The sequence below is a fragment of the Enterobacter sp. E1 genome (assembly GCF_016809815.1).
GTDB classification, from domain to species: Bacteria; Pseudomonadota; Gammaproteobacteria; order Enterobacterales; family Enterobacteriaceae; genus Enterobacter; species Enterobacter adelaidei.
Genome location: NZ_JAFBJM010000001.1, coordinates 1 through 24,045 on the forward strand (window position 1 = coordinate 1; position 24,045 = coordinate 24,045).

Genomic DNA, 24,045 nt, shown 5'->3' on the forward strand with positions numbered 1-24,045 from the left:
GCTATCGACTGAAGCAAAAACGAAAGGCCGGGGTTATAGCGGAAGCTAATCCTGAGTAAATAAGGTGGATCAATATTAAACCGTTGGTGGTGACGGTTAGTGGATCACTTTTTACCCGTCGTTGACACTTGCAGCGTTACGCATGGCTGTTTCTACACGGTTAGCAGCAGCCACACCCTGTTGTTCATATCGGGTGAACATATTTGCACCGAGGCCACCAACACTGAAACCACGCTGTAACGCCCTTTGGATGTGATTTGATGTCTGGTCTGCCTGGCGCTGAATCTGTTTAAACATGCCACCTGTCTTTTGTGCTCCATTCAGACGGGTAAAGGCACTGTTTAGCTGTTTCTCGATTCTCGTTGCAACCTGCATCACACGCTTATCGAGTGATTCAAGCCCCCTCAGAGCTTTTGATGCATCGAAACCAATTTCGACGCTAAATTCTGAAACTACAAACTTTTGGCTCATTCATAAAATTACCTTGTTTAAATTGTGAAAAAAGCTGCACACCGTTATTCACAGTGGCAGCCTCTTAATTTTGATGTGACGTAAACTTACTTACGACCCTTACGGACACCACTACGGAACATGTCTTCAAAATCAGACACAGAGTCCCATTTAGCGGCAACCTCGTCACGTAGTTCCTGAAGCTTAACAGCAGCACTGTTACGCAAGGAAAGGAGGCGTTTCAGGTCACGCTGATAAACCTCTTCAGCAAACGCTACAGCCTCTGGTGTATCCGCATAATCGAGAAGGGAAGCTCTTGATACAGGAATGAATACCAGTGTTGAGCGTGTGCTGTTGATGCCATTCAGGGAGAGGTTAACAGTCCTGTTATCAGCAAGCTTATAACCTTCACGGTTTAACTCACCGGATTTAATCAGGTGCTGCATGTGTTCTGCTCCAGCACAGGAAATCTTCTGAATCTCTGGGTGCTTAAGCTCATATGCGTAACGCGCTTTCTCTGTAGCCTTGAATGAATCAGAAGCCTCTTCAAAGTGGGTTACATTGTCACATGCTTCCCTGTGCTGGTGGATTGCTGTCGCTAACAGGGGTTTGTATTTCTTCTCAATGTAGATTCGAGCCTCTATTGAAGTCATCCCTGCAAGCTCATCGAACACAGGGTTCAGATTAAGGTTGATTGCATCTGCTGTAGCCTTCGCTGCCTGGAAGGATTCTTCATCAACACAGGCATTCTCAAGGATAGGTTGAGATAAGGTATGTTTTGTAGCCATACCGTGTGATGAAGGTACGTCATAATCTTCGTGAAACTTTACAAGTGGGTTCATCATTTACACACCCCACTCAGAGATATCAGCCTGGCCAGCAATCAGCTTCTGAAGAGTGTCAGTTACTGCACCACGAGTAAGCATGAAAGCCTTTTTAGTTGCTGGAATAGCAATGACATCGGGGATACCTGCATCTGTCATTTCGTTATAGATGCTTTGCAGAAGCTCTACAGGCTCCGCGTAAAGCAGATTGACGGCATCTGTGAAGCTTAGGGTGTCAAGGGAGGCGTTAGTGAGGTCAAAATTAAATTTTTGGGTTTGTTCGTTCATTCATAAATATTTTCCTGATTTATTAAATTCGTTACTGCTGGAGTGCTTCAATCTGCTGTTGCAGAGAGAGCGTTAGATTGTCAGCTTCGGGGTATTTCCAGAGGAAGATTGCCTCAAAGGTATCTGAAAGGAGTTTGAAGATAACTTCACCGTGTGATGAGGAGTCGCGTTGTAGCTGTTCGATGAGGACAGACTTTAAGTAGTCCCGGTTACGCTGTGCGGTTAACAGTTCATCACGTAACTTCTCAATGTCAACGCTACGCTGTCTACGTGCAATCTCACACTGTGCTTGCTGCTCTTGTTGGTGGATTCGTTGCGTTTCCTGCTCAGCCAGCAGGTTAATAATGTCTTTCACATCTGGCATTCAATCACCTCACATGAAGTGCTTCAGCATGTCGCAGAGAAGGAACACGATAGCTACGATTGCGCCATTCGATAAGGGTTCAATTTCAAATTTCATTATTGATTTCCTGAATAAAAAATGGCTGCACACGGGCACCTTATGCGAGATGCTTATGGCAGCCTAAAAAACACTTGAGGGTAATGCATGGGTAGTGTCTGAGAAGGGCAATGTTTGGAGAGTCATTGCACAGTCCCACCAAGATGGCTCTTGGGTTTAATCAGGAAAACTGAAATGAAGGAGAATGAAGCCTTCTCAGACACTACGCTGAGGGATATAAGCAAGAAAACATCCCGCCTACCCTTTAATAATGGCATAATTATTACATTTTGTCAACAAATTATTAACATAAATGCAACCTTGCAATTTAGTGGTCACCATGATTATAATAACGCTGGTTAATTAATTAAAAATATGATATAAAAGAGATTATCTGTTAAGATTTTTCGAAGTTGGTTTAATGTCTGTTCAGTGGCGGTGAACCGAACTATCAACAGAACGTCTTATCGTTAGTCAGATGTCTACATCAAGAAGACATCCATGTGATAAAACACTTCACAGTTACTCTTGACCTAATGTTAACAGGTGGCTTTGCCCCGCATCACGGTCATTAGCTTGTATCTGTTAAGTTCTCTGTCAAGAATTCTGTAAAGACCCGTATCAGTGAAAGCTGGTACGGGTTTTCTTGTTTATGGTTATCGTTGTGACAATACAGATTTCTCACCTTTCACATCAGCAGGTAAACTCACTCCACCTAACATCTGAAAGGATTAGCCAGAATGGGACATCTTAGCAGCTACACAAAAGCACAATTACGTCTTCAACCTTCAGGGTGCGGAGTTCCCGTACCAGGCTCTACAACTAAATGCGGAACACTCCAGCCCGATATGGAGAGATGGTTGTGTGAGAAATGCCATGCTGAATGGGTGAAACGTTTGCAGGATGAGGAATCAAAGTGATGAGTCATGATGCAGAGCTTATTGCCAAGGCTATATCATTACTTCAACCAAAACCCAATTATCTAAAGGACTATGTTCTTCCTTTTGTAATTGCTCTTTTTGGTGCGCTACTGGGTGGTCTTTCCGCTGTTCGCATAAGCAAACGTCAAGAGTTAAAAAACATTGCCAGAGACAACTTTGCAGCAGCAAACCAGGTTTTTGTATTAGCTCATGGATGTCTGGCAAAGCTGGTAGCAATCAAGTCAAATTACGAACACATCTCATCAGACGTCCCGCTGGTAAGGGCGGGAGAATTCCCCACAATAGTCACCAAGCTCGAAGATGTTAAATTCAATGCTCATGAGCTTTTTTTCATTAGGACTAGACCCACAGCAAATAAGAGCCTTTGGCAAAAGATAAAATGGACATTCCTTCATCGCATTTTAAGAAGAAAAATTAAGCAACCTTCAATAGATGAGTTGCGTAAATCCTGGAGAAATGTTGTCAAGATTGGCGCGATGTTTGAAAACTACAATCAAGTTATGGAGCTTCTGCGTAAAAGAAACCACATCAATGAAAGGGTTAAAGAGGTTATGTCTCAGGTTGGTATCTTGGAATACAGGGACGTGAATTTAGTACGAAAAATGCTTGGTGATGAACTCTGCGGTGCATTTGTAGATATAACAGAATCAGCAATTTCTTTAACTGATTATGTCCTTGATGAATTACATCAATTTCTCCTAGAGTTTCCGAAGATTGCTGAGAGCAACATTGAATTGAGTAAAATCAAAGAGTGGGGGCACCTTCCTACTTATCACAATAAGCAACAAGCATTTTTAAACTGTTTAAAACCAATAGTGAAACCTAACTATAAAACAATGGCTGAATACACAGGCATGACAGAGGCAACTGTGATGAAAAAATATAATTACGAGGCTAATTAAAACACAACGGGGCATTTCGCCCCTTAATCCCTTTATGGGAGGTGTATCCCCCCTCATTACTGAACTTGTCTAGCACACAGTGGCTTTATTTAACGCAAGAAGCATCTGTTTCAGCGGTTGTCTGGTCTTATACACTCGGTCTGACGTGGTGGTATGCGCATGACCGAGTATGTGATATCGAACTGAATCCGGTACATCGCAATCGCGTAATCTGTCAGACAGACTGTACCTGAAATCATGTGAACTGTGTTTCAAACCAATTTGTTCAAAAGCAAACACAATTCGACTCCCAGCAGCGTTGTTCTTTGACCAGCCCAATGCTGGTTTAGCCTCCCATATCCCCATTTCCAGAAGTTCGTCACTTATCGGTATGTCTCTGACAGAGGAATCATTTTTGACTTGCTTACCGTCCTCAGCATTGATGCTTATGCACTTGATTCCATCAACCTCTCGGTAATCAGAAGGACGTAACTGTATTGCCTCCCCTATTCTCATCCCTGTGTTCCAAAGAATCGCCAGAAGCCATTTTAGCCCAGTGTATTTTTGGACATACTCAGTCCTCATCACCTGTCTGTATTCTTCTGGGGTGACTTCAGTTTTATGGTTTACAGTTGCGACCTTCGCATAAGTCATTCCTTTCACAGGGTTTACAGTCAAATAATCCCTTTTACTTACACAAAAGTTGAACAGAGCCTGTAGCTTGATGAGCGCATCCTGTCTGCTTCGAGGTGCTTGATAATGATTTTCAAGAAAACCCTTAAACTCAGAAATGTGCTGTTTGCTGATTTCTTCGATATGTCGTAAAGATTTTTTCTCAGCCCAATCAATGAATAGCTCCACGCTTCGTCTGTTAAGTTTCTCTGTACGAGGTTTCCAGTCGGAACGATTATCCCTACACCACTCTTCAAGTGCATCAGAGAGCGCATGACAAGGTTTCTCAGTTACAGTTACCCCTGGTTCTTCCTCAACGTCTCCCAGACTGCCTAAAGCGATTAGAAGCGCTTCATCAACTAACCTGTCACGGTATTTTTTAAGACTCTCCCTCATTAACTCGAATGACACGCAAAGCTCTTTGCATTTCACAAACTGAATCGTGAGATTTCTGGCTCTCATCTTTGCTGTCTCTGGATGTCGTGTCTTCAAGCTTACCGAAAGCGTCCTGTTGCTGAGTTTCTTTCTCCACAGATAACCATCCTTTGCAGAGTGGGTAAGATGAGTGCATGAAAAGTGCATGAATCGTGCATGAATCACGGTAAACTCCCAGAACACACCCAACCGAACGAGAACAAGAAAAATGAGTAAAAGTGTTAACTACCAACAACTCACCCGCACCTTCCAGCGCCTCTCCCGCTTCTCGCACCTCTCCTCCATCGCCAGCTGGGACATGTTCACCATGATGCCGCCAGGCGGCAGCGCTGCCCGTGGCGAGGCGCTGGCGGAGATAAGCGTCCTGCAACACCAGATCCTGACCGATAAAAAAGTCGGCGACCTGTTAGCGGCGGCGGCAGATGAAAATCTGAATGATATCGAACAAGCCAACCTGCGCGAAATGACGCGTCAATATCAGCAGGCCTCGCTGCTGCCAGAATCGCTGGTGGAAGCCAAATCCCTGGCGGGCAGCAAGTGTGAACACGCCTGGCGCACGCAGCGCCCCGCCAACGACTGGCAGGGCTTTTCCGCCAACCTGAAAGAGGTGGTCAAACTCAGTCGCGAAGAGGCTCGCCTGCGGGCCGAAGCCAAAGGCTGTACGCCGTACGACGCGCTGCTGGATATTTTTGAGCCCGACATGACCAGCGCGCGTCTGGACGTCCTGTTCGGCGATATGAAATCCTGGCTGCCGGACCTGCTGGCAAACGTGGTGGAAAAACAGGCTCAGCATTCGTTTGTTCCACCGCAAGGCCCCTTCCCGACAGCAACACAGCGTGAGCTGGGGCTGGAAGCTATGCAGATGCTGGGCTTCGATTTTAACGGCGGACGCCTGGACGTCAGTGCGCACCCGTTCTGCGGTGGCGTGCCGGAAGATGTGCGAATTACCACGCGTTATGATGAGGATGAACTGCTTAGCGCGCTGTTTGGTGTGATTCATGAAACCGGGCACGCCCGATACGAACAAAACCTGCCGCGAGCGTGGGCAGGACAGCCTATCGCTCTGGCGCGCTCCACCGCCATCCATGAATCCCAGAGCCTGTTCTTTGAGATGCAACTCGGTCGCAGTGAGGCCTTCCTCAAACATCTCCTCCCTGCGGTGCACGCCCGTTTTGGCAGCCAGGCGGCGTTCAGCGAAGAGAACTTTATTGCCTGGAACCAGCGCGTGAAGCCGGGCTATATTCGCGTCGATGCGGACGAAGTGAGTTACCCGGCACATGTGGTGCTGCGCTATGAGATTGAACGTGCGCTGATCAACGGCGAGATCGAGGTGGACGATATTCCCGCCCTGTGGGACGAGAAAATGCAGGCCTGGCTCGGATTATCCACGAAAGACAACTACCGCAACGGCTGCATGCAGGATATCCACTGGACCGACGGCGGTTTTGGTTACTTCCCGTCCTACACGCTGGGCGCGATGTATGCTGCACAGCTATTCCATGCAGCAAAGGCTGCGCTTCCGGGTTTACAGGCCTCCATCGCTGAGGGCGATTTTTCCGCTTTGTTTGACTGGCTGCGCCAGAACATCTGGCAGCACGGTAGCCGCTTTACCACGTCGCAGTTAATTACCCAAGCGACAGGTGAAGATCTGAATATCCGCTACTTCCGGGAACACCTGACTTCGCGTTATCTGTAATCTGTTTGGCCAGGCTGAGGGATCTCCAGTAAATTTTTTAAGCAGAAGCGATTCAGATTTTCCAGGCGTAATAATTGACTCGCAGCGACGCCCTGGCCCGGGGTCGCCAGGGTGGCGATTGAGCCACCCTGGCACGTTCACCGGTCACGTCGTTACAGAGTAGCAAGGAACATAAAGTGAACGGAATGACCACTACAGCCGTAGTTCCCCCCTCACTCCTGCCCTCTCCCTCTGTACACCCTCAAGGGAGAGGGGGTCATCTGTGCAGGCATTATTTTCTGGGAAGCCCCGGCAATGTACATATGGTTACATAGCGATACCAATCACTCACGGAAACCTCGAATTTACAGGGATATAGTTATTTCAACGGCCCCGCAGTGGGGTTAAATGAAAAACCAAATTCGAGGGTATGAGAATGAATAAAGTATTAGCTCTGGTTGTTGCCGCTGCTATGGGTCTGTCTTCTGCTGCGTTTGCTGCTGAAACTACTGCAACCGCTGCACCGGCTGCCGCTCCAGCTGCAACCACTACTGCTGCTCCAGCAAAAGCGGTTCACCATAAGAAACATCATAAAGCAGCAGTGAAAAAAGAAGCCGCTGCACCAGCAACCGCAGCACCAACCGAGCAAAAAGCTCAGGCTGCCAAAAAGCACCACAAAAAAGCCGCTAAACCGGCTGTAGAGCAGAAAGCGCAGGCCGCTAAAAAGCACCACCACAAAAAAGCGACCAAACCAGCTGTAGAGCAGAAAGCGCAGGCTGCTAAAAAGCACCACCACAAAAAAGCGACCAAACCAGCTGTAGAGCAGAAAGCTCAGGCCGCTAAAAAGCACCACAAAAAAGCAGTAAAACACGAAGCTGCTAAACCAGCTGCACAGCCAGCTGCGTAAGAGTACAAGCTTAATCGTGCCCTTCGGGGCACGTTGGTAAACCGGCGCTGAACCGGAACAGGTTCCGCGCCGTTTTTTTATCCGGAGGGCGTATGCTGCGACGCTATCGGTTTGAGCTGATCCTGATCCTGCTTATTTTATGCGCGCTCATCGCAAGCCATTTTTATCTTTCCTGATTGTAGCACGCTGATTTTACTCCCACTTTAGCGCTGTCCCGTCTATAGTATTTTCATAGGGTTCACTTTTAATAATCATAATTACCCCCACCAGAGTGTGATATGCGTAAATCTGTTGTGTTGTTACTGGGAACGTTTGGTCTTTTTTCTGGATTTTCACATGCGGATGATGGCGGTGATGACACCATTAGCGCGAAAGATCTAAAAACGCTTTTTTTCGGTCATGATGACCGGACTCGCGTCACCGATCCTACCCAGGCGCCCTGGGATGCGATAGGGCAACTGGAAACCGCCAGCGGTAACTTGTGTACCGCGACGTTGATCACCCCGCAGCTTGCCCTGACGGCCGGCCACTGTCTGTTGACACCGCCAAACGGTAAGCCAGACAAAGCGGTTGCCTTGCGGTTTGTGTCGCAAAAAGGAATCTGGCGCTATGAAATCCACGGTATTGAAGGCCGGGTTGACCCTTCTCTCGGCAAACGCCTGAAACCCGATGGTGATGGCTGGATAGTGCCACCGGCAGCCGCCTCATGGGATTTTGGCCTGATCATTTTGCGCTACCCGCCTTCAGGTATTACGCCGCTGCCGTTATTTGACGGAGATAAAGCCGCACTCACCGCCGCCCTGAAAGCTGCCGACCGCAAGGTGACGCAGTCAGGCTACCCTGTTGATCATCTGGATGCGCTTTACACTCACACCGACTGTGTTGTGACGGGCTGGGCACAAACCGGCGTGCTTTCGCATCAGTGCGATACGCTGCCAGGCGACAGCGGTTCACCGTTAATGCTGAAAACGGATAACGGCTGGCAATTGATTGGTGTCCAGAGTTCCGCGCCTGCGGCGAAAGATCGCTGGCGCGCAGATAACCGGGCGTTGTCTGTTACCGGTTTTCGCGACAAGCTGGAAGCGCTGGCGCAACAGTAAATCAGCACTGCCTGATCTGATGTAATTCTCTGATTGACTCAATTGGCATCGGCTGGCTGAACCAAAAACCCTGCAGTTGATCGCAGCCAGCCAGCCGTAGCAGTTTCATTTGTTTCTCGGTTTCCACCCCTTCCGCCACCACCGCCATGCCCAGCGCATTGGCGATCCGCACTGTGCCGCTGACCAGCGCTGCCGCCTGTTCATCGTTGCCCACCAGCCCGGCCAGTGATTTATCAATCTTAATGGTGTCGAAGTTAAAACGCCGTAAATACCCAATACTGGAATAGCCCGTGCCAAAATCATCCAGCGCCACCGCGGTTCCAAGCGCTTTAAGATTGGCTATTGCCATGCGGGCACGCTCCGGGTTTTCCAGCACATAGGTCTCTGTTACCTCAAGCTGCAATCTGTTGGCCGGGAAACGCGTGGTCTCCAGCACACTGGCCACTTTGTCTTCAAATTCGGGATCGCGAAATTGTGCAGGAGAGATATTCACGGAGAGTTTTAACTCACTGAATGGCTCCAGATCCTGACAGGCCCGCTGCAAGACAAACTGGCCCAGTTTGTAAATCAAACCACTGGTCTCTGCAATGGTGATAAAGGTGTCCGGGTCAAGTGGCCCGCCCGGTCGACGCGGCCAGCGAACCAGCGCTTCGACACTGCTCATTTTCTGGCTGTGAGCGTCAATAATTGGCTGGTACCAGACCTCAAACTCATCGCGTTCCAGGCCGCTTCTGATCTGATTCTCAATCGCCAGCTTACGTTCACGGGTACTGTTCAGCGCCGCGTCATAGTGGGTGATGCGCCCTTTTCCACTCATTTTGGCGTGATACATGGCAATATCCGCACGGCGAAACAACTCAGTACTGGTGCATTCGATCAGGGTGCCGCTGGCAATACCTATACTGGCGCCGATATGGATTGTGCGCTCCCCTAGCCGAATCGGGATGTTGAGAAAATCCAGCACCGAACGGGCAAACGCAGTGGCCTGCGCTTCCGCGCCATCACCGCCGATGGTCATGGCAAATTCATCGCCGCCCATGCGTGCCAGCATCCCTCCCGGTGGGACGCGTTCATTCAGCGTTTTCGCTATCACTACAATGAGATCGTCACCCACGCTATGGCCGTAGATGTCATTGACATCCTTAAAGCCATCCAGATCGATAAACACCACGCTTTTGACGTCAATATCGCCGCGTAAACTCACGCGATCCAGGTCTTCGATCAGCGCACGTCGGTTCGGCAGATGGCTTAACCAGTCCGTTCTCGCGACCATACGCGCCTGATTTTCTCCACGCGCAAGTTTGTACAGCCCCACACCGCTCACCAGAATGAAGAGCAGGATCAGCGCCGACGCCAGCACCACAATCTGCCTGATATCAGACGATGCAGCCCGGGCGGCTTGTGCTCCCGGAAGACGAGCCTGCCAGTTCAGGTATCCCAGTAACTCTCCTGCTGAACTGCGCAGGGGCATACTCAGATTATTGATTTTTTCAGGGGTAAAATTGAGGTTATCAATCTGAAAGGTCGTCCCCAGATCGGATAATATTTTCGCGTTCAGATGACGCGTAATCACCAGATAGCGGCGTGTTCCATCGGTAACCTGTAAATCTCCAACCATCGGGCGAATCAGCCCTATCCCAATAAATGCAATGCCGTTACGCGTTCGGGTGATGCCCGCATAGATATTTTTATCACCGGGCAGTGCTTGTCCGTACTGGTTAATAAGCCCTTTGAAGCCTTTACCAAAAAAATCAAGGTTCGTCTCTTTGAACGGTTGGCTTTGAAACGATCCCCAGATGACATTGAAGTGTTCATCAAGAACGAAAGTGCCGTCATAAAGGTTGTTAATTTTAAAGCCAGCGCCCCAGGTGTTATACAGCCAGTTGGGATCCAGGGTTGGACGGTACGTCTCGTGTACCGCATCGTCCCAGACAGCGTTATCCAGGACCAGAGAGGAGACTCGGTTGACGGATGTCTGAATGGCACCCTGCACGGAAAGTGCCGAGCGGTGTTCGTCAATTTCATTGGTTTTCGTGCTGATAAGGTGCAGGGATAGATAGAGCAGTGCGACAATGGAAATGATTAAGCCGATCCCCGCGATGAAGACCATGGCAAACAATGTTCTCGCAGTAGGAATATTGCGCCAGCTCAATGTGCGATACATCAGCCATCCTCTTCAATGTTATGCTTTTCTAAGAGTACTACAGGCAGCGAATTTCGCTGCCTGTAAATAATGGCTGTCAGTATATCAGGCGAGTTTTATCATGATCATACCAGCAAGCAGTAATATCAATCCTACCCAGCCTTTGTTATTTAAACGCTGACCGAAGAGCACCCAACCTGCTGCCAGCGTGGCGGCGATACCAAACCCTCCCCACAGCGCATAGGCAACAGAAAGGTCGATTCCTTTTACCGCCTGGGACAGGGCACTGAACGCCCCCAGAACCGCCGCAATCGACATCAGTCCGTACACTTTACGGCGAAAACCATCCGAGAATTTCAGCAGGACGTTAGCCAGAATTTCCAGCACGATGGCAAAACCCAGCCAGGCCGCATGAACCCATTCAAACTGTTGCATGGTTCTGCTCCTTCTGCTGTTTTGTCGGCTTACGAGTACCCGATTTAATCAGCACAATACCCGCAACCAGGGTCGTTAACCCGGCAACCTTCATCGTGGAGAGCGTTTCGTCAAATATCATGACGCTGAACAGTGTAATCAGCAAAATACCGATTCCCTCCCACAGGGCATAGGCCACACCCAGCGCAATTTTTTTTACTGCAAATGAGAGGAAAATATAGGAAAGTGAAATCATCACCAGCATTAAAATAAAACCGGTGTTGCCATCGCTGACACTTGCCCATTTCATCGACAACGTGCCGGTAATTTCAGCGATAATAGCCAGAGCTAATAAAATCCAGTAAAACATGTTTTTCTCCTGCTTGAGAATATAATCCATCGTGGCCCGCCGCGAACAGCAAACCAAAAAATATGAAATTAAATCGGACAGCTAAGCGCGTAGCGCCAGCTCAGGCAGAAGATGTGACTATAGTGCGGTGCGCCAGTGTTGCTCACCAGAAAGCAGGCAGAAGGAAGAGGAAAATACAGCAGTATTGTTTGAAAAGTACGTCCTGAACAAATTGTCCATAAAATTACAATTATCCGCGGTGTTGCTTCTCGTCTTTGCGGATCAAAATTGTCCTCGGTAGTTAAACACGCCAGATTTGTACCATAAGTCAGGATTTTACTCAAAGTCTTTGCAATTCTTTACCCACCCCGTTTGATTTTGGTTACTTTATTACAGCGGGTTTCGCATTTATTATAAATAAAAAGATTATTCCGGAGTCACCATGGCTAAACCCATCATTACCCTGAACGGGTTAAAAATTGTCATCATGCTGGGCATGCTGGTGATCATTCTGACAGGCGTTCGTTTTGCCGCCGACATCATTGTCCCCTTTGTTCTGGCGCTGTTTATTGCGGTGATCCTTAACCCGCTGGTACAGCGTATGACTCGATTACGCATTCCGCGCGTACTGGCGATCACCCTGCTTATCAGCATCATTATTATTGCGATGGTTCTGCTCGTCGCTTACCTGGGGACGTCGCTCAATGAACTGGCGCGAACATTGCCGAAATACCGTTCGTCACTGGCGATACCGCTCCTGCAAATTGAACCCTGGCTGCAGCGTGCAGGCATAGAAGTCTCGGTTGAGGAGCTCCTGAAATATATCGATCCCAACGCGGCCATGACGCTTGTCACCAGCCTGCTGGCGCAACTCTCCAATGCCATGACCTCTATTTTCCTGCTGTTCTTAACGGTGGTGTTCATGTTACTGGAGGTACCGCAGCTTCCCACAAAGCTGCAGCAGATCATGGTTCGTCCGGTTGAAGGTATGGGGGCAATTCAACGTGCGCTGGACAGCGTTTCCCGCTATCTGGTGTTAAAAACGGCCATTAGTCTGGTCACAGGAGGGGTGGTCTGGGGAATGCTCATGGCGCTGGATGTCCGCTTTGCATTTGTCTGGGGACTGCTGGCGTTCGCGCTTAACTACATCCCTAACATCGGCTCCGTACTGGCAGCAATTCCTCCTATTCTTCAGATGCTGGTTTTCAGCGGGTTCTATGACGCGTTGATTCTGCTGGCAGGATACCTGGTGATTAATCTGGTGTTCGGCAACATTCTTGAGCCACGGATGATGGGACGTGGACTGGGGTTGTCCACACTGGTGGTATTCTTGTCCCTTATTTTCTGGGGCTGGCTGCTCGGACCCGTTGGGATGCTGCTTTCCGTTCCGCTGACCATCATTGTGAAGATTGGCCTGGAACAGACGGCAGGTGGGCAAAGTATTGCCGTGCTGCTGAGCGATATGAGCCATCAATAGCGGTCACGCCATCATCGACAGGATAGGCTTGCCGGTTCTGCCACCTTCACGGTACGCACTTAGCGCCCTCTGCCATTCCGTCAGAGGGTACACCGTGGCATGGCTGTACTGGCTACCACGCAACTGAGGCCAGATGCGTTCGAACTCGGCATGCCACGCCTCCACGCTGAGGGCATCGAGATAGTTGCGAATATGAAACCATGCCACGCGCGGCATGGGGCGCTGCTGACGGAAGGTTTGCCCGGAGAGCAGTCCGTAGCAAACAAACATGCCCTGCTCGGGCATCACGTTGAGAATAGCTTCCGCAAGCGCTCCTCCGGTCGCATCGTAAACAACATCGGTACACGCAGCGATAGCGCCGATTCTCTTCGTATCCTGTTGCGCGACGGGAATGATCCCCATCGCATCCAGCCTTTCAGCATGTACAGGCGAACGGTGAATACCGTATACCGCTTGCGCTCCCCTCTGACGCGCCCACTGCCCGAGCAGAATGGCACAGTCAGAACCGGCAGCCGTGAGCAACACCCGCTTTCCCTGTGGTGGATAGTGAGCGAGCATCATCTGCGCCGCCAGCGGATTGATATAGGCCCGTGCGGCCAGGCGTGAGTCGATATTGTCCGGAACCGGGATCGTATACTCAGCCGGGCAATCAACATAGCGCTGCCAGGTTCCCTGCCCCCGTAAGGGTAAGACGCGCTTGCCCACCAGCCCCGTGAAGGGGGCTGGTGCCTGGGTCACAATCCCGACGCCTTCATACCCTGCCACCGCCGGTAGCGGCGTCCGGTGGCGATAGGCCCCGGTAATGGGGATAAGATCGGACGCGTTCACCGGGGAAAACAGCATTTGCACACGAATATGACCTGGAGCAAGCTCGCCCAATGGCGCTGTTTCCGGCTGCAGAACAGAATCTGGCTCGCCAAAACGTCGATACCAGAGGGCCAGGTTTTCCATTACGATCTCACGGCTGATTACAGAATGGCTACTCGCGCCAGCCCATTGCCGGTGCGACATGTTTGAGAATGGACTCAATCACATGCGCATTGTAATCCACACCAAGTTGATTCGGCACGGTCAATAATAACGTATCGGCCTCGGCAATCGCCTCGTCCTTTTTCAACTGTTCAATCAGCTTATCAGGCTCTGCGGCATAGCTACGTCCGAAGATTGCACGCGTTTTCTCATCAAGATAACCGACGCTATCGCTGTCGCTCCGGCTGGAGCCGAAGTACATCCGATCGCGATCGTCCATCAGCGCAAAAATACTGCGGCTAACCGAGACTCGTGGCTGACGCGTATGCCCTGCTTCCGCCCACGCCTGACGGTAAGCGCGGATCTGTTTTGCCTGCTGAATATGGAACGGCTCACCGGTTTCATCGTCTTTTAAGGTAGAACTTTGCAGGTTCATTCCCAGTTTTGCCGCCCACACTGCAGTCGCATTCGAACCGGCTCCCCACCAGATACGCTCGCGCAAACCGGCGGAATAAGGTTCAAGGCGCAGCAACCCCGGCGGGTTCGGGAACATAGGTTGTGGATTCGGTTTTGCAAAACCTTCTCCACGCAATACCTCAAGCAATACCTCGGTATGGCGGCGTGCCATATCAGATTCGTTTTCCCCTTCCTGCGGGACATAGCCAAAATGACGCCAGCCATCAATAACCTGCTCCGGGGAACCCCGGCTGATTCCAAGCTGCAAACGCCCACCTGAGATCAGATCCGCGGCTCCAGCATCCTCTGCCATGTACATCGGGTTTTCATAGCGCATATCAATGACGCCAGTACCGATTTCAATGGTTTTCGTTTTGGCGCCTATTGCGGCCAGCAGGGGGAACGGGGAGCTCAGCTGCCGGGCAAAGTGGTGCACACGGAAATACGCGCCGTCTGCACCCAGCTCTTCGGCCGCCGCGGCCAAATCAATGGACTGAAGCAATGTATCCGCTGCTGAACGCGTACCGGACTGCGGTGAAGGTGTCCAGTGACCAAACGACAGAAACCCGATCTTTTTCATAACGATTTATCCTGATGGGACTTTGCATCTCACCTACTTTACGCATTACCCGGTGAGAATAAATGCCGTTTATTTAACGGAATGATTCAAATAAATTGACTGAATTGAGGGGTTCGTCATTACGCTCCATAATGGGATATAATATCCCCCACTCTTTTCATGGCAGGTAAAACCGGCAATGGCTTTGATCCCTAAAAACTACGCGCGGCTGGAAAGCGGCTATCGCGAAAAAGCATTAAAAATCTATCCATGGGTGTGTGGTCGCTGCTCGCGAGAGTTTGTTTATTCCAATCTGCGTGAACTCACGGTTCACCATATCGATCACGACCATACCAACAACCCGGAAGATGGCAGCAACTGGGAACTGTTGTGCCTGTTTTGCCATGACCATGAACACTCGAAATACACCGAAGCGGATCAGTACGGTACCACCGTGGTTGCAGGGGAAGACGCGCAAAAAGACGTGGGCGTTGCCACGTTTAACCCGTTCGCCGATTTAAAAGCGATGATGAATAAGAAGAAATAAGCTCGCACCGCCCATACCAGCCGTATGGGCGATTCTCGGGGCAGTGTGACAGCAGGCCGCCCCTTCTGTTTTACGCCTTTACGCCGTCGTCAACGCAAAACGGTCTTTCAGCATACGGGAGATTTCTCCCTCCGCCAGTTGCTGTATTTCAACCCCATCCGCAGTGATCGTCTTCAGCACATCGCCCAGTAAAATCTCACGTCCTTCCGGGCGATGCTGCACCACCACTAGCTTCTGGACAAAGATAGCATCCGGATGCATGGAGTTAAGGTAGTTGGCCGGAACGAAATCAATCCATTCCTGAGGCGTGAGATCAAAGCCGTATTGACGGGCCCATTCCCCCTCCACTTTTGCCTGAAGCAGATATTCGCCCTCTGCGCTACGGCTAAGCCGAAACGTGTCGAAATCCTGGGTGATATCGACATCAAGCGTGTCCAGCGCCATCGGTGCACGGATGCCGTAGCTGCCGAACCCGAGATCGCAAAGCCACTGTCGACTATCTACCTCAGCGATGAGCGCCATGTGGGTTTTCGGTCGTCGCGCAGGGTAGAACATCGGGCGTGCCGCCACGAAACGGTAAGGAATACCTACCGCCTCCAGCGCCATGGCAAAAAGCCCGTTCACCTCATAGCAGTAACCGCCGCGCCCCTGCGTTAACACCTTATCGGCAATATCGTCTGGTGCCAGCGAGACAATTTTGCCCGCCTGCACGTCCAGATTTTCAAAGGGAACTGAAAAGAGCTGATGACGCATAAGCGCATGTAACGTGCCCGTATCGGCAGCCACCGGTCCGGTGTAGTTTATGCGTTTGAAATAAGTAGAGATGTTGAAATTATTGCTCTGCATAATGCCTCCTTGTCCTGAACATGTCGGACACTATAGATGGCGCGCATCATTGGCTGTATAGTCAGTTTTATCGAAAATCAGCCTGAACAGATGCCCATGTCTGCCCCATCTCCGTCGTCCCCACATTACCGCCGAATAGCTGAGATGCTCCGTCTAACACTGACTTCAGGTGCGTTGCGTGTAGGCGACCGGATGATCTCCGCGCGTAAACTGGCCGAACGCGAGCACGTTAGCCTTCCGACGGCGCTGGAAGCCCTTCGTTGCCTTGAAGCAGAGGGGCTGATTGTGGCGCGTCCGCGTTCGGGCTACTTCATCTGCCAGACCAGCATCACTCCGCTTGCGGAACCTTCGCACTCCGTACCTGGTCCGGTCCCTGTGACAATGTCCGCCGTGGCCCGCTCGCTGTTCAGCAGTGCAGAAGCCCGTCTGATACCGTTGGGCGCAGCCCTGCCTGACCCCGCATGGCTACCCGGCGATATGCTGCAACGGGCGTTGCACTCTGCCGTCCGCCGTCTGGACGCACACGGACAAAGCTATAGCCTGCCTCCGGGAAGGCGTGATTTACGAAGTAAGATTGCCGCGCGTTCTGCGCAATGGGGGGCTCGTTTCGGCGCGGATGATCTCATCATCACCGCGGGTGCAACGCAGGCGCTGCGCCTTGCCCTTCAGGCAGTGTGCCAGCCAGGTGATGTCGTAGCGATTGAGCAGCCTGCCTACTTTGGTACACTCCTGCTGCTGGAAGATTTAGGCCTAAGAGCCTTAGCGATCCCGACCGATCCCGTTGAAGGCCTGTTACTGGAACCGCTGGCTGACGCCATTCGCTACCACCGCCCCGCTGCCGTTTTGGCCTCACCCACCGTGCAAAACCCTTTGGGTGCCAGTATGCCCGTTGCACGCAAGCAAGAGCTTGTTGCTCTGCTTGAGCAGGCAGAGATCCCTTTAATTGAGGACGATGTCTATGGTGACCTCGTTGGCGAAGGGCAACGCCCTCCGGCCTGCAAAGCGTTCGACCAGAGCGGAAACGTGATTTACTGCAGTTCGCTCTCTAAAACGCTTGCGCCAGGCTGGCGGATCGGCTGGATTGCCGCCGGGCGCTACCACGCGCAGGTATTGCAGACGCGTATGGCCGGAGAGTGGGCAGGTGCGCCAATGCTGGAAGCCGCAACGAGCGAGATCCTCGCAAGTGGCGACTACGATCGTCATCTGCGGCGGTTAAAGCACCGGATCGCAGAGGGAATAGACGCCGTCGTTGCGCGGGTCGAGACGAGTTTCCCACCGGGTACACGTGTTAACGTGCCCACTGCCGGTTTCCTGTTGTGGGTAGAACTTCCTCAGCAGATCAACGCGCTGGAGGTGCATCGACGTGCGCTGGCGTTGGGCATCGGCGTCAGCCCTGGCCCGCTGTTTTCCCCTGGCGCAGAATTAACGCACTTTCTGCGGCTAAACTGCGCAAACGAACCAACGCCCCGCCTGCTGAATGCCGTGGAACAGATTGGCGCGCTGTGTCACGAGCTGGCTGTTTTCACACCAGACTCTCCAGCCACTCGGTAAATACCCGCACTTTTCGGGAGAGGTGACGGTGTGGATAGAGAAGTGACAATTTTCGGTCCGGAGATCGGTAGTCTGGCAAGACTTCAACCAGAAGACCACGGTCAATGTAAGGCTGCAGAAAGAGATTCATCCCCTGCATTAATCCCAGTCCGGCCAGACCTGCCGCAATGTAGGCTTCGGAGTTATCCACCACAAGTTTTCCGGGAAGTTTAATCTCAGCAGTCCCTTCTGGCGTTGTAAAAGTCCACGGATAAATTTGTCTGCTGTTGTTGTTAACCCAGTTGATCGCCTGATGTTCGCGTAAATCATCCAGCGTTGCAGGCGTGCCGTTTTTCGCAAGCCAGGCCGGGCTGGCACAAGTCGTAATCTTGATATTCCCGATTTTACGCGCGATATAGTCACCATCGTCGAGTTCTCCCACCCGTAGCACACAGTCCAGGCCCTCTCGTAGCATATCCCGACGACGGTCAGAACTGCTCAGGATAATATCGATTTCAGGATGCTGGCGATAAAAATCAGGCAGATTAGGTATCACCCGCAACGCCGCAAAAGAGATGGGCATATCCACACGTAACTGACCGTGTATTGCCCGGCCACTGCCAAACGACTCCAGTAATTCATCCGCCTGCACCAGCAGAGGTTTACTCTGACGGTAAAACGCTTCCCCATCAGGTGTCAGGCTGATACGACGCGTTGTTCGTTGCAGTAAACGTGTGCCGCTGTGTTGCTCCAGAAGCTGTAATGCTTTGGTGACTGCCGGACGATGGATTTGCAGATTCTCCGCCGCCTGGGTAAGACTCCCTGACTCAATAATTTCAATAAAAATCCTAATAGATTCAAAGAGGTTTATTTGCATAAAGGATGTTTTTGCCGCAAGCAGGATAAAGTTATTGTTATGAATTTTATAACAGTGATGAATCTTTTTGGCTATTTTTCCTAACAATATTGAGCCCTACACTCTCCCCCATTCAAACGTGAGGGAGAGTCTGCTATGAAAAATAACCGTATCTGTCAGATCCTGGGTATCGAAAAACCTGTTATTCAGGGGCCTTTATCCTGGCTCACTGATGCACGATTAGTCGCCGCAGTCAGCAATGCCGGAGGGCTCGGTGTGCTGGGACCAAATGCAGGTTTAACCGCCGATACCGCGGTCTCTACGCCGAAAGAGACCGCTGAAAAAATGCGTGAGGAAATTCGTAAAACCAAACGGCTGACCGAAAAACCCTTTGGCGTGAACCTGATCCCCACAGCCGTTAATGACATCTGGACCGGGCCTATCCTTCAGGTGGTGAAAGAAGAAGGTATCAGGGCCGTGGTGTATACGGGTTATGGGGAAGGCAGCATTATTCCAGCGCTTTTTAACGAGTTAAAAGAGGCAGGTATCACCATTATCTACCGCGACATCAACCCAACGCCTGAAAACACTCGTCTCGCAGAAGACCTGGGAGCAGACATTATCGTCGCCACCGGTTTTGACGAAGGGGGCACACTGCCCGCAACGGTGCTTGGCACCTTTTCCATCGTGCCGCTGATTGCCGATGCCGTGAAGCACATTCCAGTGATGGCTGCGGGGGGTATCACCGATAACCGCACCGCCAGAGCGGCCCATGCATTAGGCGCTGAAGGCGTGTTTGCCGGTTCGGTCTTTATCAGCACGAAAGAAAGCCGCGTGCCGCAGGGGGTCAAAGATAAAATTATTGCCGCCAACGGTCTCGATTTGCTGCTTTTCCGCACCGTGCCCCATTACTACCGTTCTCTTCCCGGCAAGCTGGCGGAAAAACTGGCGTTGATGGATAAAACAGGTGCAAGCAACGAAGAGTTGGGCAAGGTGATGGGAGGATTACGGGGTTTACGCCTGGGTATGCTGGAAGACAACACCGATGAAGGTTATATCGCGCTTGGCACAGGCATCGGAAATATCCGTAGTGTTAAAAGCGTCGCCGACGTCGTCAATGCGTTAACAGTTGAGTAAGTGTCCCCGCGTCCTGGCTTGCACCAGGACGCCCTTACAGTCAGGGAATAATACGTGCCGCTCTCAGCTGCGCGAACAGGTTGAAAAACATCTCATCGGTTGCCTGCATTCGCGTGAAGCCAGACCGCCGGAGCTTGCTGCCATCACCGAACATGTCGTAATTCCAGCTAAAGACGAAATCGGCAAAATGTCCGTCATTCAGCTGCATAATATCCGTTTCTACCAGCCGATCTCTGGCAAGCTCGCGCCATACCTCACGATAGTCCTTAAACAGCTGATGAAATGACAACCTCACGGGTGGAGCAGATTCCAGTTCAAACCAGCGTGCGATGCGCGGCCATAGCTCACTCCAGCGCCAGATATCGCCGTTATTCACGTTGAAAGCCTGATTCTGCGCCGCAGATGTCGAGGCAGCCCACAGCGTTGCCTCGGCCAGCAACCCGGCGTCAGTATGATCAACGATACTGTGCCAGGTCTGCTCGGTACCGGGAAAGCGCAAAGGTAGCCCCTGAGCCTTACACAAAGACGCATACAGAGCGATGCTCAGCGCCAGATTCATCGTGTTGCCGGGCACGGTACTTCCCACCACGCCCGGTCTGATGGCATTCCAGTGCCAGCTTTTCCCACGCTGAAAATCGCTGAGCCACGTGAGCTGAGCGGCGTTAAATTCTGCACCCGGTACGCCAGGATCGCTTTCGCGTGCCGGGGTTTTGAACGGCCCCAGATGTGCACCATAGACTTTGTACCCCTGCATCAGGCTGACCGTCTGCAGCGGTGCTGTTTTTTCGATATGACTGACCAGATGACGCAGCATCGTAACGTTCGGCTCGACCATGTCTGTCCAGTTTGCTGCGTTCGCCCAGGCGCTGTAAAAAATATGGGTGATATCACTCAGGGGTTGCAGCACCTCTGCGCTGTTCTGCGCATCCAGTAAATCGACATTCACCATCGGAATAGCATCCGGATGGGTCACTGCATGGCGACTGAGACCGATCACCTGCCATTTATTGTGCAGGAGCGTTTTGACGAGCTGTCTGCCCACAATTCCGCTGGCACCAGCGACCAGCGCGACGTTTTGTTGCGGCATCTTATTCATGAAGTTTCTCCAGAAAGGGTGACAGGCGCAGTGTCATATATTATTTTTTTATTGGATATCCCCTTAAACCGATGGCACTTATCAGAAAAATCATTAAATGAATAATAAACTCAACGCCATTTCCACCTTTCTTTGCGTTGCAAAAGCAGGTTCCTTTTCTGCCGCCGCCCGCCAGAGCGGGATGAAGCAATCTGCGGTCAGCCAGCAGATCGCCGCCCTTGAACAAGAGCTTGGTGTCGTGTTGCTGCATCGTACAACGCGATCAATGAAGTTGACTGAACAGGGAGAGCGTTACAGCCGTGATATGCAGCTTGTGCTGGATGCCATGCGGGAAGCTGAGATGCGGCTGGATCCTGTCGATCAGCAATTTCAGGGGAGAGTGCATGTCCAGCTGCCGAGCGGGCTGGGCCAGATCTTTTTGCCACATTTGCTTTCGCTGCAACGCCTGCATCCAGAATTGCACCTGATGCTTTCCCTTGATGATCGCATTGCCGACCTGGTGACAGAAGGGGTGGATGTCGCAATACGACTAAGCAGTGAGCCTCCTCTGGCGCATGCGGCTCGCGTGCTGGCACGTGTTGAAACCGCGCTGTTTGCCGCCCCTGAATTTCAGGCGGTGCACAGCGTCAGGGAGCTGGCGACGCTGCCACATGTACGATTTAGTAGTATCCCGCTGGATGCCCCATTGCGGCTGCTTTCTCAGGAAGAGACCCTCGACGTGAAGGTGAATACCGTTTTCCGCGCCAATACCAGCGACGCGCTATTACAGGCGCTGGAGTCAGGCATCGGAATCGGAGGCATGCAGCTACCGCTTGCGGTCAGCGCATTGAAAAATGGCACACTGGTGCCGATCTTACCCGCCTGGCGGTTACCCGACCGATTCCTCTATGCCGTTTTCCCTGATGCCCGCTTTATTCCACAGCGCGTCCGACGTGTCGTCAGCGTGATTGAGCAATTACTGCCTGAGATCATGAAGAAAAACTGAACATTCCCCCCGCAAATCACGTGCACTTTTTGACCATAAGGAATAGAGTATTTTCACCGTATCCTCTTCTTTATGGAGCACATATGCCCGATTACAGTTTCTTCAGGAAAGGCCCGGATCTCGTTGCGATCGAGAGCGCAAACATCGATGCAGCTTCTCAGCTGACCGCTCAGGGGTTTGAAAAGCAGTTTGAGGAGATCAGCGCTGCGGATGAAAAAACGGCGCTTACCCGCTTTGCTGATATCCATAAAAATAATGACATCGATCGCCATAACTTCCTGGCAGGTGCGGGCCAAATGCCGTTGATCGGCGTGCTGACGGCGGCGGCAACCTGGTTGACGCAAAAGAAATAACGCAGGAGTACTCTACCTCGCCACCGGCAAATCCGCGTACCGCGTGGTATAAGCCGGAGACAGCATCTCGCGTTTCATTGCCCAGGATTTCTCAATCCCCTGCCCGGCAAACCATATCTTCCCTTTGCCGGAATGATTGACGCTATCGATCATGTCCATCAGTGCCGCACTGTTGACGCGCAGACGGTTATCGTCAAACAAATTAAGCTGGGCGACACCTGTACTGAAAAAGTCCGCCAGCATCACCCCCGCTTTCATGTAGCGATACCCGTCAAGCCATATACGCCCCAGCGCCTCCGTGGCAGCACGGATGATATCGCGTGAGTCGTTGGTCGGCGTCATCAGGATGGTTGAAGCCTGATTGCCGTAATAAATTTCGTTGTCGGCATGAGGGCTAGTGCGCAAAAACACGCTGATAAAGCGGCAGTATTGATGCTCGCCGCGTAGTTTTTCTGCGGCACGTTCCGCGTAGGCACAAATGGCCTGATGCATCTCTTCGTATTGCGTAATCCGGTGTCCAAACGAACGGCTACAGATAATTTGCTGCTTTGTAGGAGTAAACTCTTCCAGATCAAGGCAGGGTTCGCCGCGAAGCTCTCGCACCGTGCGCTCCAGTACCACGTTAAAATGTTTACGAATGACCCAGGATGAGGCATCCGCCAGCGCCAGTGCCGTGGAGATCCCCATCGCATTGAGTTTTTTCGTGATGCGCCGTCCAACGCCCCACACCTCGTCTACCGGTACATTCGCCAGCAGTTTGCGCTGCCGCTCGCGATCCGATAAATCCACCACGCCACCGGTACTCGACCACCGCTTGGCCGCATAGTTGGCCAGCTTCGCCAGCGTTTTTGTCGGGGCAATACCGACGCCAACCGTTAAGCCCGTATTTTTAAGTATCTGCGCGCGCACCTGGCGACCAAATGCTTCCAGCGACATGCAGTGGCTGACACCTGACACATTCACGAACGCTTCATCAATGGAATAGATCTCTATTGCCGGGGCAAGATCGGTCAGGGTTTGCATCACCCGGCTGCTGAGGTCGGCATAGAGTGCATAATTCGAACTAAAGACGTACACCCGGGAGGGGTAGCTCTTCTCTTTGAATTTGAAATACGGCTCACCCATTTTTATACCGAGCTGCTTTGCCTCCCGCGACAGTGAAATAATGCAGCCGTCGTTATTCGAAACTACCACGATGGGCTTCCCCTCCAGATCGGGACGGAACACCTTCTCGCAGGAGGCATAGAAACTATTCACATCAACCAGCGCGAACATGTTTATGCGTTTTGAGTGTGTGGGTAACAACCCCGAAGATTTGCAGCTCCTCTTCGGACTGAAAGGTGATCGGCTGATAGCGGACATTATGTGGCAGGAGTATCAGGACCGGACGGGTCTGCAACTCTTTCACGGTAAATTCACCGGCGACCGACGCCACCACGATATCGCCATGTTCAGCATTTAACGAGCGGTCAACCACCAGCAGATCGCCGTCGCCGATCCCGGCGCCAATCATCGAGTCTCCGCTCACCTTGACGAAATAGGTTGCACTCGGGTGTCTGACCGCCAGCCTGTTGAGATCGAGGCGATCCTCCACATAATCCTGCGCAGGGCTTGGGAAACCACAGGCAACACGCTCCAAAAATAAAGGTAATTCAATGTATTGCTTTGGATGATAAGAAAAGAGAGTGTTCATAAATGCCTTTCTCGCCACATACT

General features: G+C 51.5%; 25 protein-coding genes. 10 read left to right on the forward strand and 15 right to left on the reverse strand.

Annotated elements, in window-relative coordinates:
* Positions 1–111 precede the first annotated feature (111 nt).
* From JGF26_RS00005 to JGF26_RS00020, 4 genes are all read right to left on the reverse strand, one after another.
* Positions 112–471: a hypothetical protein gene (locus JGF26_RS00005; protein ID WP_134707624.1), complete on the reverse strand. Its 360-nt coding sequence runs from the start codon at positions 469–471 to the stop codon at positions 112–114.
* An 86-nt stretch (positions 472–557) separates the two neighbouring features.
* On the reverse strand, positions 558–1,295 hold the full coding sequence (locus JGF26_RS00010) for a hypothetical protein (protein ID WP_134707623.1): 738 nt from the start codon (positions 1,293–1,295) through the stop codon (positions 558–560).
* Complete coding sequence (locus JGF26_RS00015) at positions 1,296–1,562, reverse strand: hypothetical protein (RefSeq protein ID WP_134707622.1); 267 nt, start codon at positions 1,560–1,562, stop codon at positions 1,296–1,298.
* 31 nt (positions 1,563–1,593) lie between these two features.
* Positions 1,594–1,926 (reverse strand): hypothetical protein, encoded by a 333-nt coding sequence (locus JGF26_RS00020; protein ID WP_134707621.1) that lies wholly within the window; start codon positions 1,924–1,926, stop codon positions 1,594–1,596.
* Positions 1,927–2,920: 994 nt separating this feature from the next.
* On the opposite strand from JGF26_RS00020, the gene JGF26_RS00025 reads away from it, so the two are divergent.
* Positions 2,921–3,844 (forward strand): hypothetical protein, encoded by a 924-nt coding sequence (locus JGF26_RS00025; RefSeq protein WP_134707620.1) that lies wholly within the window; start codon positions 2,921–2,923, stop codon positions 3,842–3,844.
* A gap of 69 nt (positions 3,845–3,913) precedes the next feature.
* Here JGF26_RS00025 and JGF26_RS22545 read toward each other — a convergent pair whose 3' ends face one another.
* On the reverse strand, positions 3,914–4,906 hold the full coding sequence (locus JGF26_RS22545; protein ID WP_167587166.1) for a tyrosine-type recombinase/integrase: 993 nt from the start codon (positions 4,904–4,906) through the stop codon (positions 3,914–3,916).
* 232 nt (positions 4,907–5,138) lie between these two features.
* Here JGF26_RS22545 and JGF26_RS00035 point away from each other — a divergent pair, with 232 nt between their 5' ends.
* From JGF26_RS00035 to JGF26_RS00045, 3 genes are all read left to right on the forward strand, one after another.
* Positions 5,139–6,626 (forward strand): carboxypeptidase M32, encoded by a 1,488-nt coding sequence (locus tag JGF26_RS00035; protein ID WP_134707618.1) that lies wholly within the window; start codon positions 5,139–5,141, stop codon positions 6,624–6,626.
* Positions 6,627–7,041: 415 nt separating this feature from the next.
* Positions 7,042–7,512 carry an acid resistance repetitive basic protein Asr gene (gene asr / locus JGF26_RS00040; RefSeq protein ID WP_049018319.1) on the forward strand — a complete coding sequence of 157 codons (471 nt, stop codon included), beginning with the start codon at positions 7,042–7,044 and terminating at the stop codon, positions 7,510–7,512.
* Between the two features lie 278 nt (positions 7,513–7,790).
* Positions 7,791–8,612, forward strand: coding sequence for a serine protease (locus JGF26_RS00045; protein ID WP_129325368.1), 822 nt, complete (start codon positions 7,791–7,793; stop codon positions 8,610–8,612).
* 1 nt (position 8,613) lies between these two features.
* Here the strand turns inward: JGF26_RS00045 and JGF26_RS00050 are convergent, their stop codons facing one another.
* The 3 genes from JGF26_RS00050 to mdtJ form a co-directional block, all read right to left on the reverse strand.
* Positions 8,614–10,776, reverse strand: coding sequence for a bifunctional diguanylate cyclase/phosphodiesterase (locus JGF26_RS00050; protein WP_134707617.1), 2,163 nt, complete (start codon positions 10,774–10,776; stop codon positions 8,614–8,616).
* An 84-nt stretch (positions 10,777–10,860) separates the two neighbouring features.
* Positions 10,861–11,190, reverse strand: coding sequence for a multidrug/spermidine efflux SMR transporter subunit MdtI (gene mdtI, locus JGF26_RS00055; protein ID WP_028017355.1), 330 nt, complete (start codon positions 11,188–11,190; stop codon positions 10,861–10,863).
* Complete coding sequence (mdtJ, locus tag JGF26_RS00060; RefSeq protein ID WP_028017354.1) at positions 11,177–11,539, reverse strand: multidrug/spermidine efflux SMR transporter subunit MdtJ; 363 nt, start codon at positions 11,537–11,539, stop codon at positions 11,177–11,179. The genes mdtI and mdtJ overlap by 14 nt, the downstream gene beginning before the upstream one ends.
* Positions 11,540–11,960: 421 nt before the next feature.
* Between mdtJ and JGF26_RS00065 the strand changes: the two genes are divergently transcribed.
* Complete coding sequence (locus tag JGF26_RS00065) at positions 11,961–12,995, forward strand: AI-2E family transporter (protein WP_028017353.1); 1,035 nt, start codon at positions 11,961–11,963, stop codon at positions 12,993–12,995.
* A 3-nt stretch (positions 12,996–12,998) separates the two neighbouring features.
* Here JGF26_RS00065 and JGF26_RS00070 read toward each other — a convergent pair whose 3' ends face one another.
* On the reverse strand, positions 12,999–13,946 hold the full coding sequence (locus tag JGF26_RS00070; protein WP_134707616.1) for a zinc-dependent alcohol dehydrogenase family protein: 948 nt from the start codon (positions 13,944–13,946) through the stop codon (positions 12,999–13,001).
* A gap of 28 nt (positions 13,947–13,974) precedes the next feature.
* Positions 13,975–15,000, reverse strand: a complete 1,026-nt coding sequence (locus tag JGF26_RS00075) for an LLM class flavin-dependent oxidoreductase (protein WP_134707615.1) — start codon at positions 14,998–15,000, stop codon at positions 13,975–13,977.
* 178 nt (positions 15,001–15,178) lie between these two features.
* Between JGF26_RS00075 and yajD the strand changes: the two genes are divergently transcribed.
* The gene (gene yajD, locus JGF26_RS00080; RefSeq protein WP_006808895.1) at positions 15,179–15,526 is read left to right on the forward strand and encodes an HNH nuclease YajD; all 348 of its coding nucleotides are present in this window, start codon (positions 15,179–15,181) and stop codon (positions 15,524–15,526) included.
* A 78-nt stretch (positions 15,527–15,604) separates the two neighbouring features.
* Here yajD and JGF26_RS00085 read toward each other — a convergent pair whose 3' ends face one another.
* Positions 15,605–16,372 (reverse strand): arylamine N-acetyltransferase, encoded by a 768-nt coding sequence (locus JGF26_RS00085; RefSeq protein ID WP_134707614.1) that lies wholly within the window; start codon positions 16,370–16,372, stop codon positions 15,605–15,607.
* A gap of 36 nt (positions 16,373–16,408) precedes the next feature.
* Here JGF26_RS00085 and JGF26_RS00090 point away from each other — a divergent pair, with 36 nt between their 5' ends.
* Positions 16,409–17,923 (forward strand): PLP-dependent aminotransferase family protein, encoded by a 1,515-nt coding sequence (locus JGF26_RS00090; protein WP_134707613.1) that lies wholly within the window; start codon positions 16,409–16,411, stop codon positions 17,921–17,923.
* On the opposite strand, the gene JGF26_RS00095 is transcribed toward JGF26_RS00090, so the two are convergent.
* Entirely contained in the window at positions 17,895–18,779 is an 885-nt protein-coding gene (locus tag JGF26_RS00095; protein WP_028017348.1) for a LysR family transcriptional regulator, read from the reverse strand. The genes JGF26_RS00090 and JGF26_RS00095 overlap by 29 nt on opposite strands.
* Before the next feature lie 135 nt (positions 18,780–18,914).
* Between JGF26_RS00095 and JGF26_RS00100 the strand changes: the two genes are divergently transcribed.
* Entirely contained in the window at positions 18,915–19,895 is a 981-nt protein-coding gene (locus JGF26_RS00100) for a nitronate monooxygenase (RefSeq protein ID WP_134707612.1), read from the forward strand.
* A 40-nt stretch (positions 19,896–19,935) separates the two neighbouring features.
* Here JGF26_RS00100 and JGF26_RS00105 read toward each other — a convergent pair whose 3' ends face one another.
* Positions 19,936–20,991, reverse strand: coding sequence for an SDR family oxidoreductase (locus JGF26_RS00105; protein WP_134707611.1), 1,056 nt, complete (start codon positions 20,989–20,991; stop codon positions 19,936–19,938).
* Positions 20,992–21,088: 97 nt separating this feature from the next.
* Here JGF26_RS00105 and JGF26_RS00110 point away from each other — a divergent pair, with 97 nt between their 5' ends.
* Positions 21,089–21,976, forward strand: coding sequence for a LysR family transcriptional regulator (locus JGF26_RS00110; protein WP_134707610.1), 888 nt, complete (start codon positions 21,089–21,091; stop codon positions 21,974–21,976).
* Positions 21,977–22,059: 83 nt separating this feature from the next.
* Positions 22,060–22,329 carry a hypothetical protein gene (locus JGF26_RS00115; RefSeq protein ID WP_028017344.1) on the forward strand — a complete coding sequence of 90 codons (270 nt, stop codon included), beginning with the start codon at positions 22,060–22,062 and terminating at the stop codon, positions 22,327–22,329.
* Positions 22,330–22,341: 12 nt separating this feature from the next.
* On the opposite strand, the gene umuC is transcribed toward JGF26_RS00115, so the two are convergent.
* The gene (gene umuC / locus JGF26_RS00120; protein WP_134707609.1) at positions 22,342–23,604 is read right to left on the reverse strand and encodes a translesion error-prone DNA polymerase V subunit UmuC; all 1,263 of its coding nucleotides are present in this window, start codon (positions 23,602–23,604) and stop codon (positions 22,342–22,344) included.
* Positions 23,588–24,022: a translesion error-prone DNA polymerase V autoproteolytic subunit gene (umuD, locus tag JGF26_RS00125; RefSeq protein ID WP_134707608.1), complete on the reverse strand. Its 435-nt coding sequence runs from the start codon at positions 24,020–24,022 to the stop codon at positions 23,588–23,590. The genes umuC and umuD overlap by 17 nt, the downstream gene beginning before the upstream one ends.
* Positions 24,023–24,045 lie beyond the last annotated feature (23 nt).

Coding starts and splice junctions, on each gene's coding strand:
- JGF26_RS00005 (WP_134707624.1), bottom strand. CDS start 471: ATGAGCCAAAAGTTTGTAGTTTCAGAATTTAGCGTCGAAATTGGTTTC.
- JGF26_RS00010 (WP_134707623.1), bottom strand. CDS start 1,295: ATGATGAACCCACTTGTAAAGTTTCACGAAGATTATGACGTACCTTCA.
- JGF26_RS00015 (WP_134707622.1), bottom strand. CDS start 1,562: ATGAACGAACAAACCCAAAAATTTAATTTTGACCTCACTAACGCCTCC.
- JGF26_RS00020 (WP_134707621.1), bottom strand. CDS start 1,926: ATGCCAGATGTGAAAGACATTATTAACCTGCTGGCTGAGCAGGAAACG.
- JGF26_RS00025 (WP_134707620.1), top strand. CDS start 2,921: ATGAGTCATGATGCAGAGCTTATTGCCAAGGCTATATCATTACTTCAA.
- JGF26_RS00035 (WP_134707618.1), top strand. CDS start 5,139: ATGAGTAAAAGTGTTAACTACCAACAACTCACCCGCACCTTCCAGCGC.
- asr (WP_049018319.1), top strand. CDS start 7,042: ATGAATAAAGTATTAGCTCTGGTTGTTGCCGCTGCTATGGGTCTGTCT.
- JGF26_RS00045 (WP_129325368.1), top strand. CDS start 7,791: ATGCGTAAATCTGTTGTGTTGTTACTGGGAACGTTTGGTCTTTTTTCT.
- JGF26_RS00050 (WP_134707617.1), bottom strand. CDS start 10,776: ATGTATCGCACATTGAGCTGGCGCAATATTCCTACTGCGAGAACATTG.
- mdtI (WP_028017355.1), bottom strand. CDS start 11,190: ATGCAACAGTTTGAATGGGTTCATGCGGCCTGGCTGGGTTTTGCCATC.
- mdtJ (WP_028017354.1), bottom strand. CDS start 11,539: ATGTTTTACTGGATTTTATTAGCTCTGGCTATTATCGCTGAAATTACC.
- JGF26_RS00065 (WP_028017353.1), top strand. CDS start 11,961: ATGGCTAAACCCATCATTACCCTGAACGGGTTAAAAATTGTCATCATG.
- JGF26_RS00070 (WP_134707616.1), bottom strand. CDS start 13,946: ATGGAAAACCTGGCCCTCTGGTATCGACGTTTTGGCGAGCCAGATTCT.
- JGF26_RS00075 (WP_134707615.1), bottom strand. CDS start 15,000: ATGAAAAAGATCGGGTTTCTGTCGTTTGGTCACTGGACACCTTCACCG.
- yajD (WP_006808895.1), top strand. CDS start 15,179: ATGGCTTTGATCCCTAAAAACTACGCGCGGCTGGAAAGCGGCTATCGC.
- JGF26_RS00085 (WP_134707614.1), bottom strand. CDS start 16,372: ATGCAGAGCAATAATTTCAACATCTCTACTTATTTCAAACGCATAAAC.
- JGF26_RS00090 (WP_134707613.1), top strand. CDS start 16,409: ATGGCGCGCATCATTGGCTGTATAGTCAGTTTTATCGAAAATCAGCCT.
- JGF26_RS00095 (WP_028017348.1), bottom strand. CDS start 18,779: ATGCAAATAAACCTCTTTGAATCTATTAGGATTTTTATTGAAATTATT.
- JGF26_RS00100 (WP_134707612.1), top strand. CDS start 18,915: ATGAAAAATAACCGTATCTGTCAGATCCTGGGTATCGAAAAACCTGTT.
- JGF26_RS00105 (WP_134707611.1), bottom strand. CDS start 20,991: ATGAATAAGATGCCGCAACAAAACGTCGCGCTGGTCGCTGGTGCCAGC.
- JGF26_RS00110 (WP_134707610.1), top strand. CDS start 21,089: ATGAATAATAAACTCAACGCCATTTCCACCTTTCTTTGCGTTGCAAAA.
- JGF26_RS00115 (WP_028017344.1), top strand. CDS start 22,060: ATGCCCGATTACAGTTTCTTCAGGAAAGGCCCGGATCTCGTTGCGATC.
- umuC (WP_134707609.1), bottom strand. CDS start 23,604: ATGTTCGCGCTGGTTGATGTGAATAGTTTCTATGCCTCCTGCGAGAAG.
- umuD (WP_134707608.1), bottom strand. CDS start 24,022: ATGAACACTCTCTTTTCTTATCATCCAAAGCAATACATTGAATTACCT.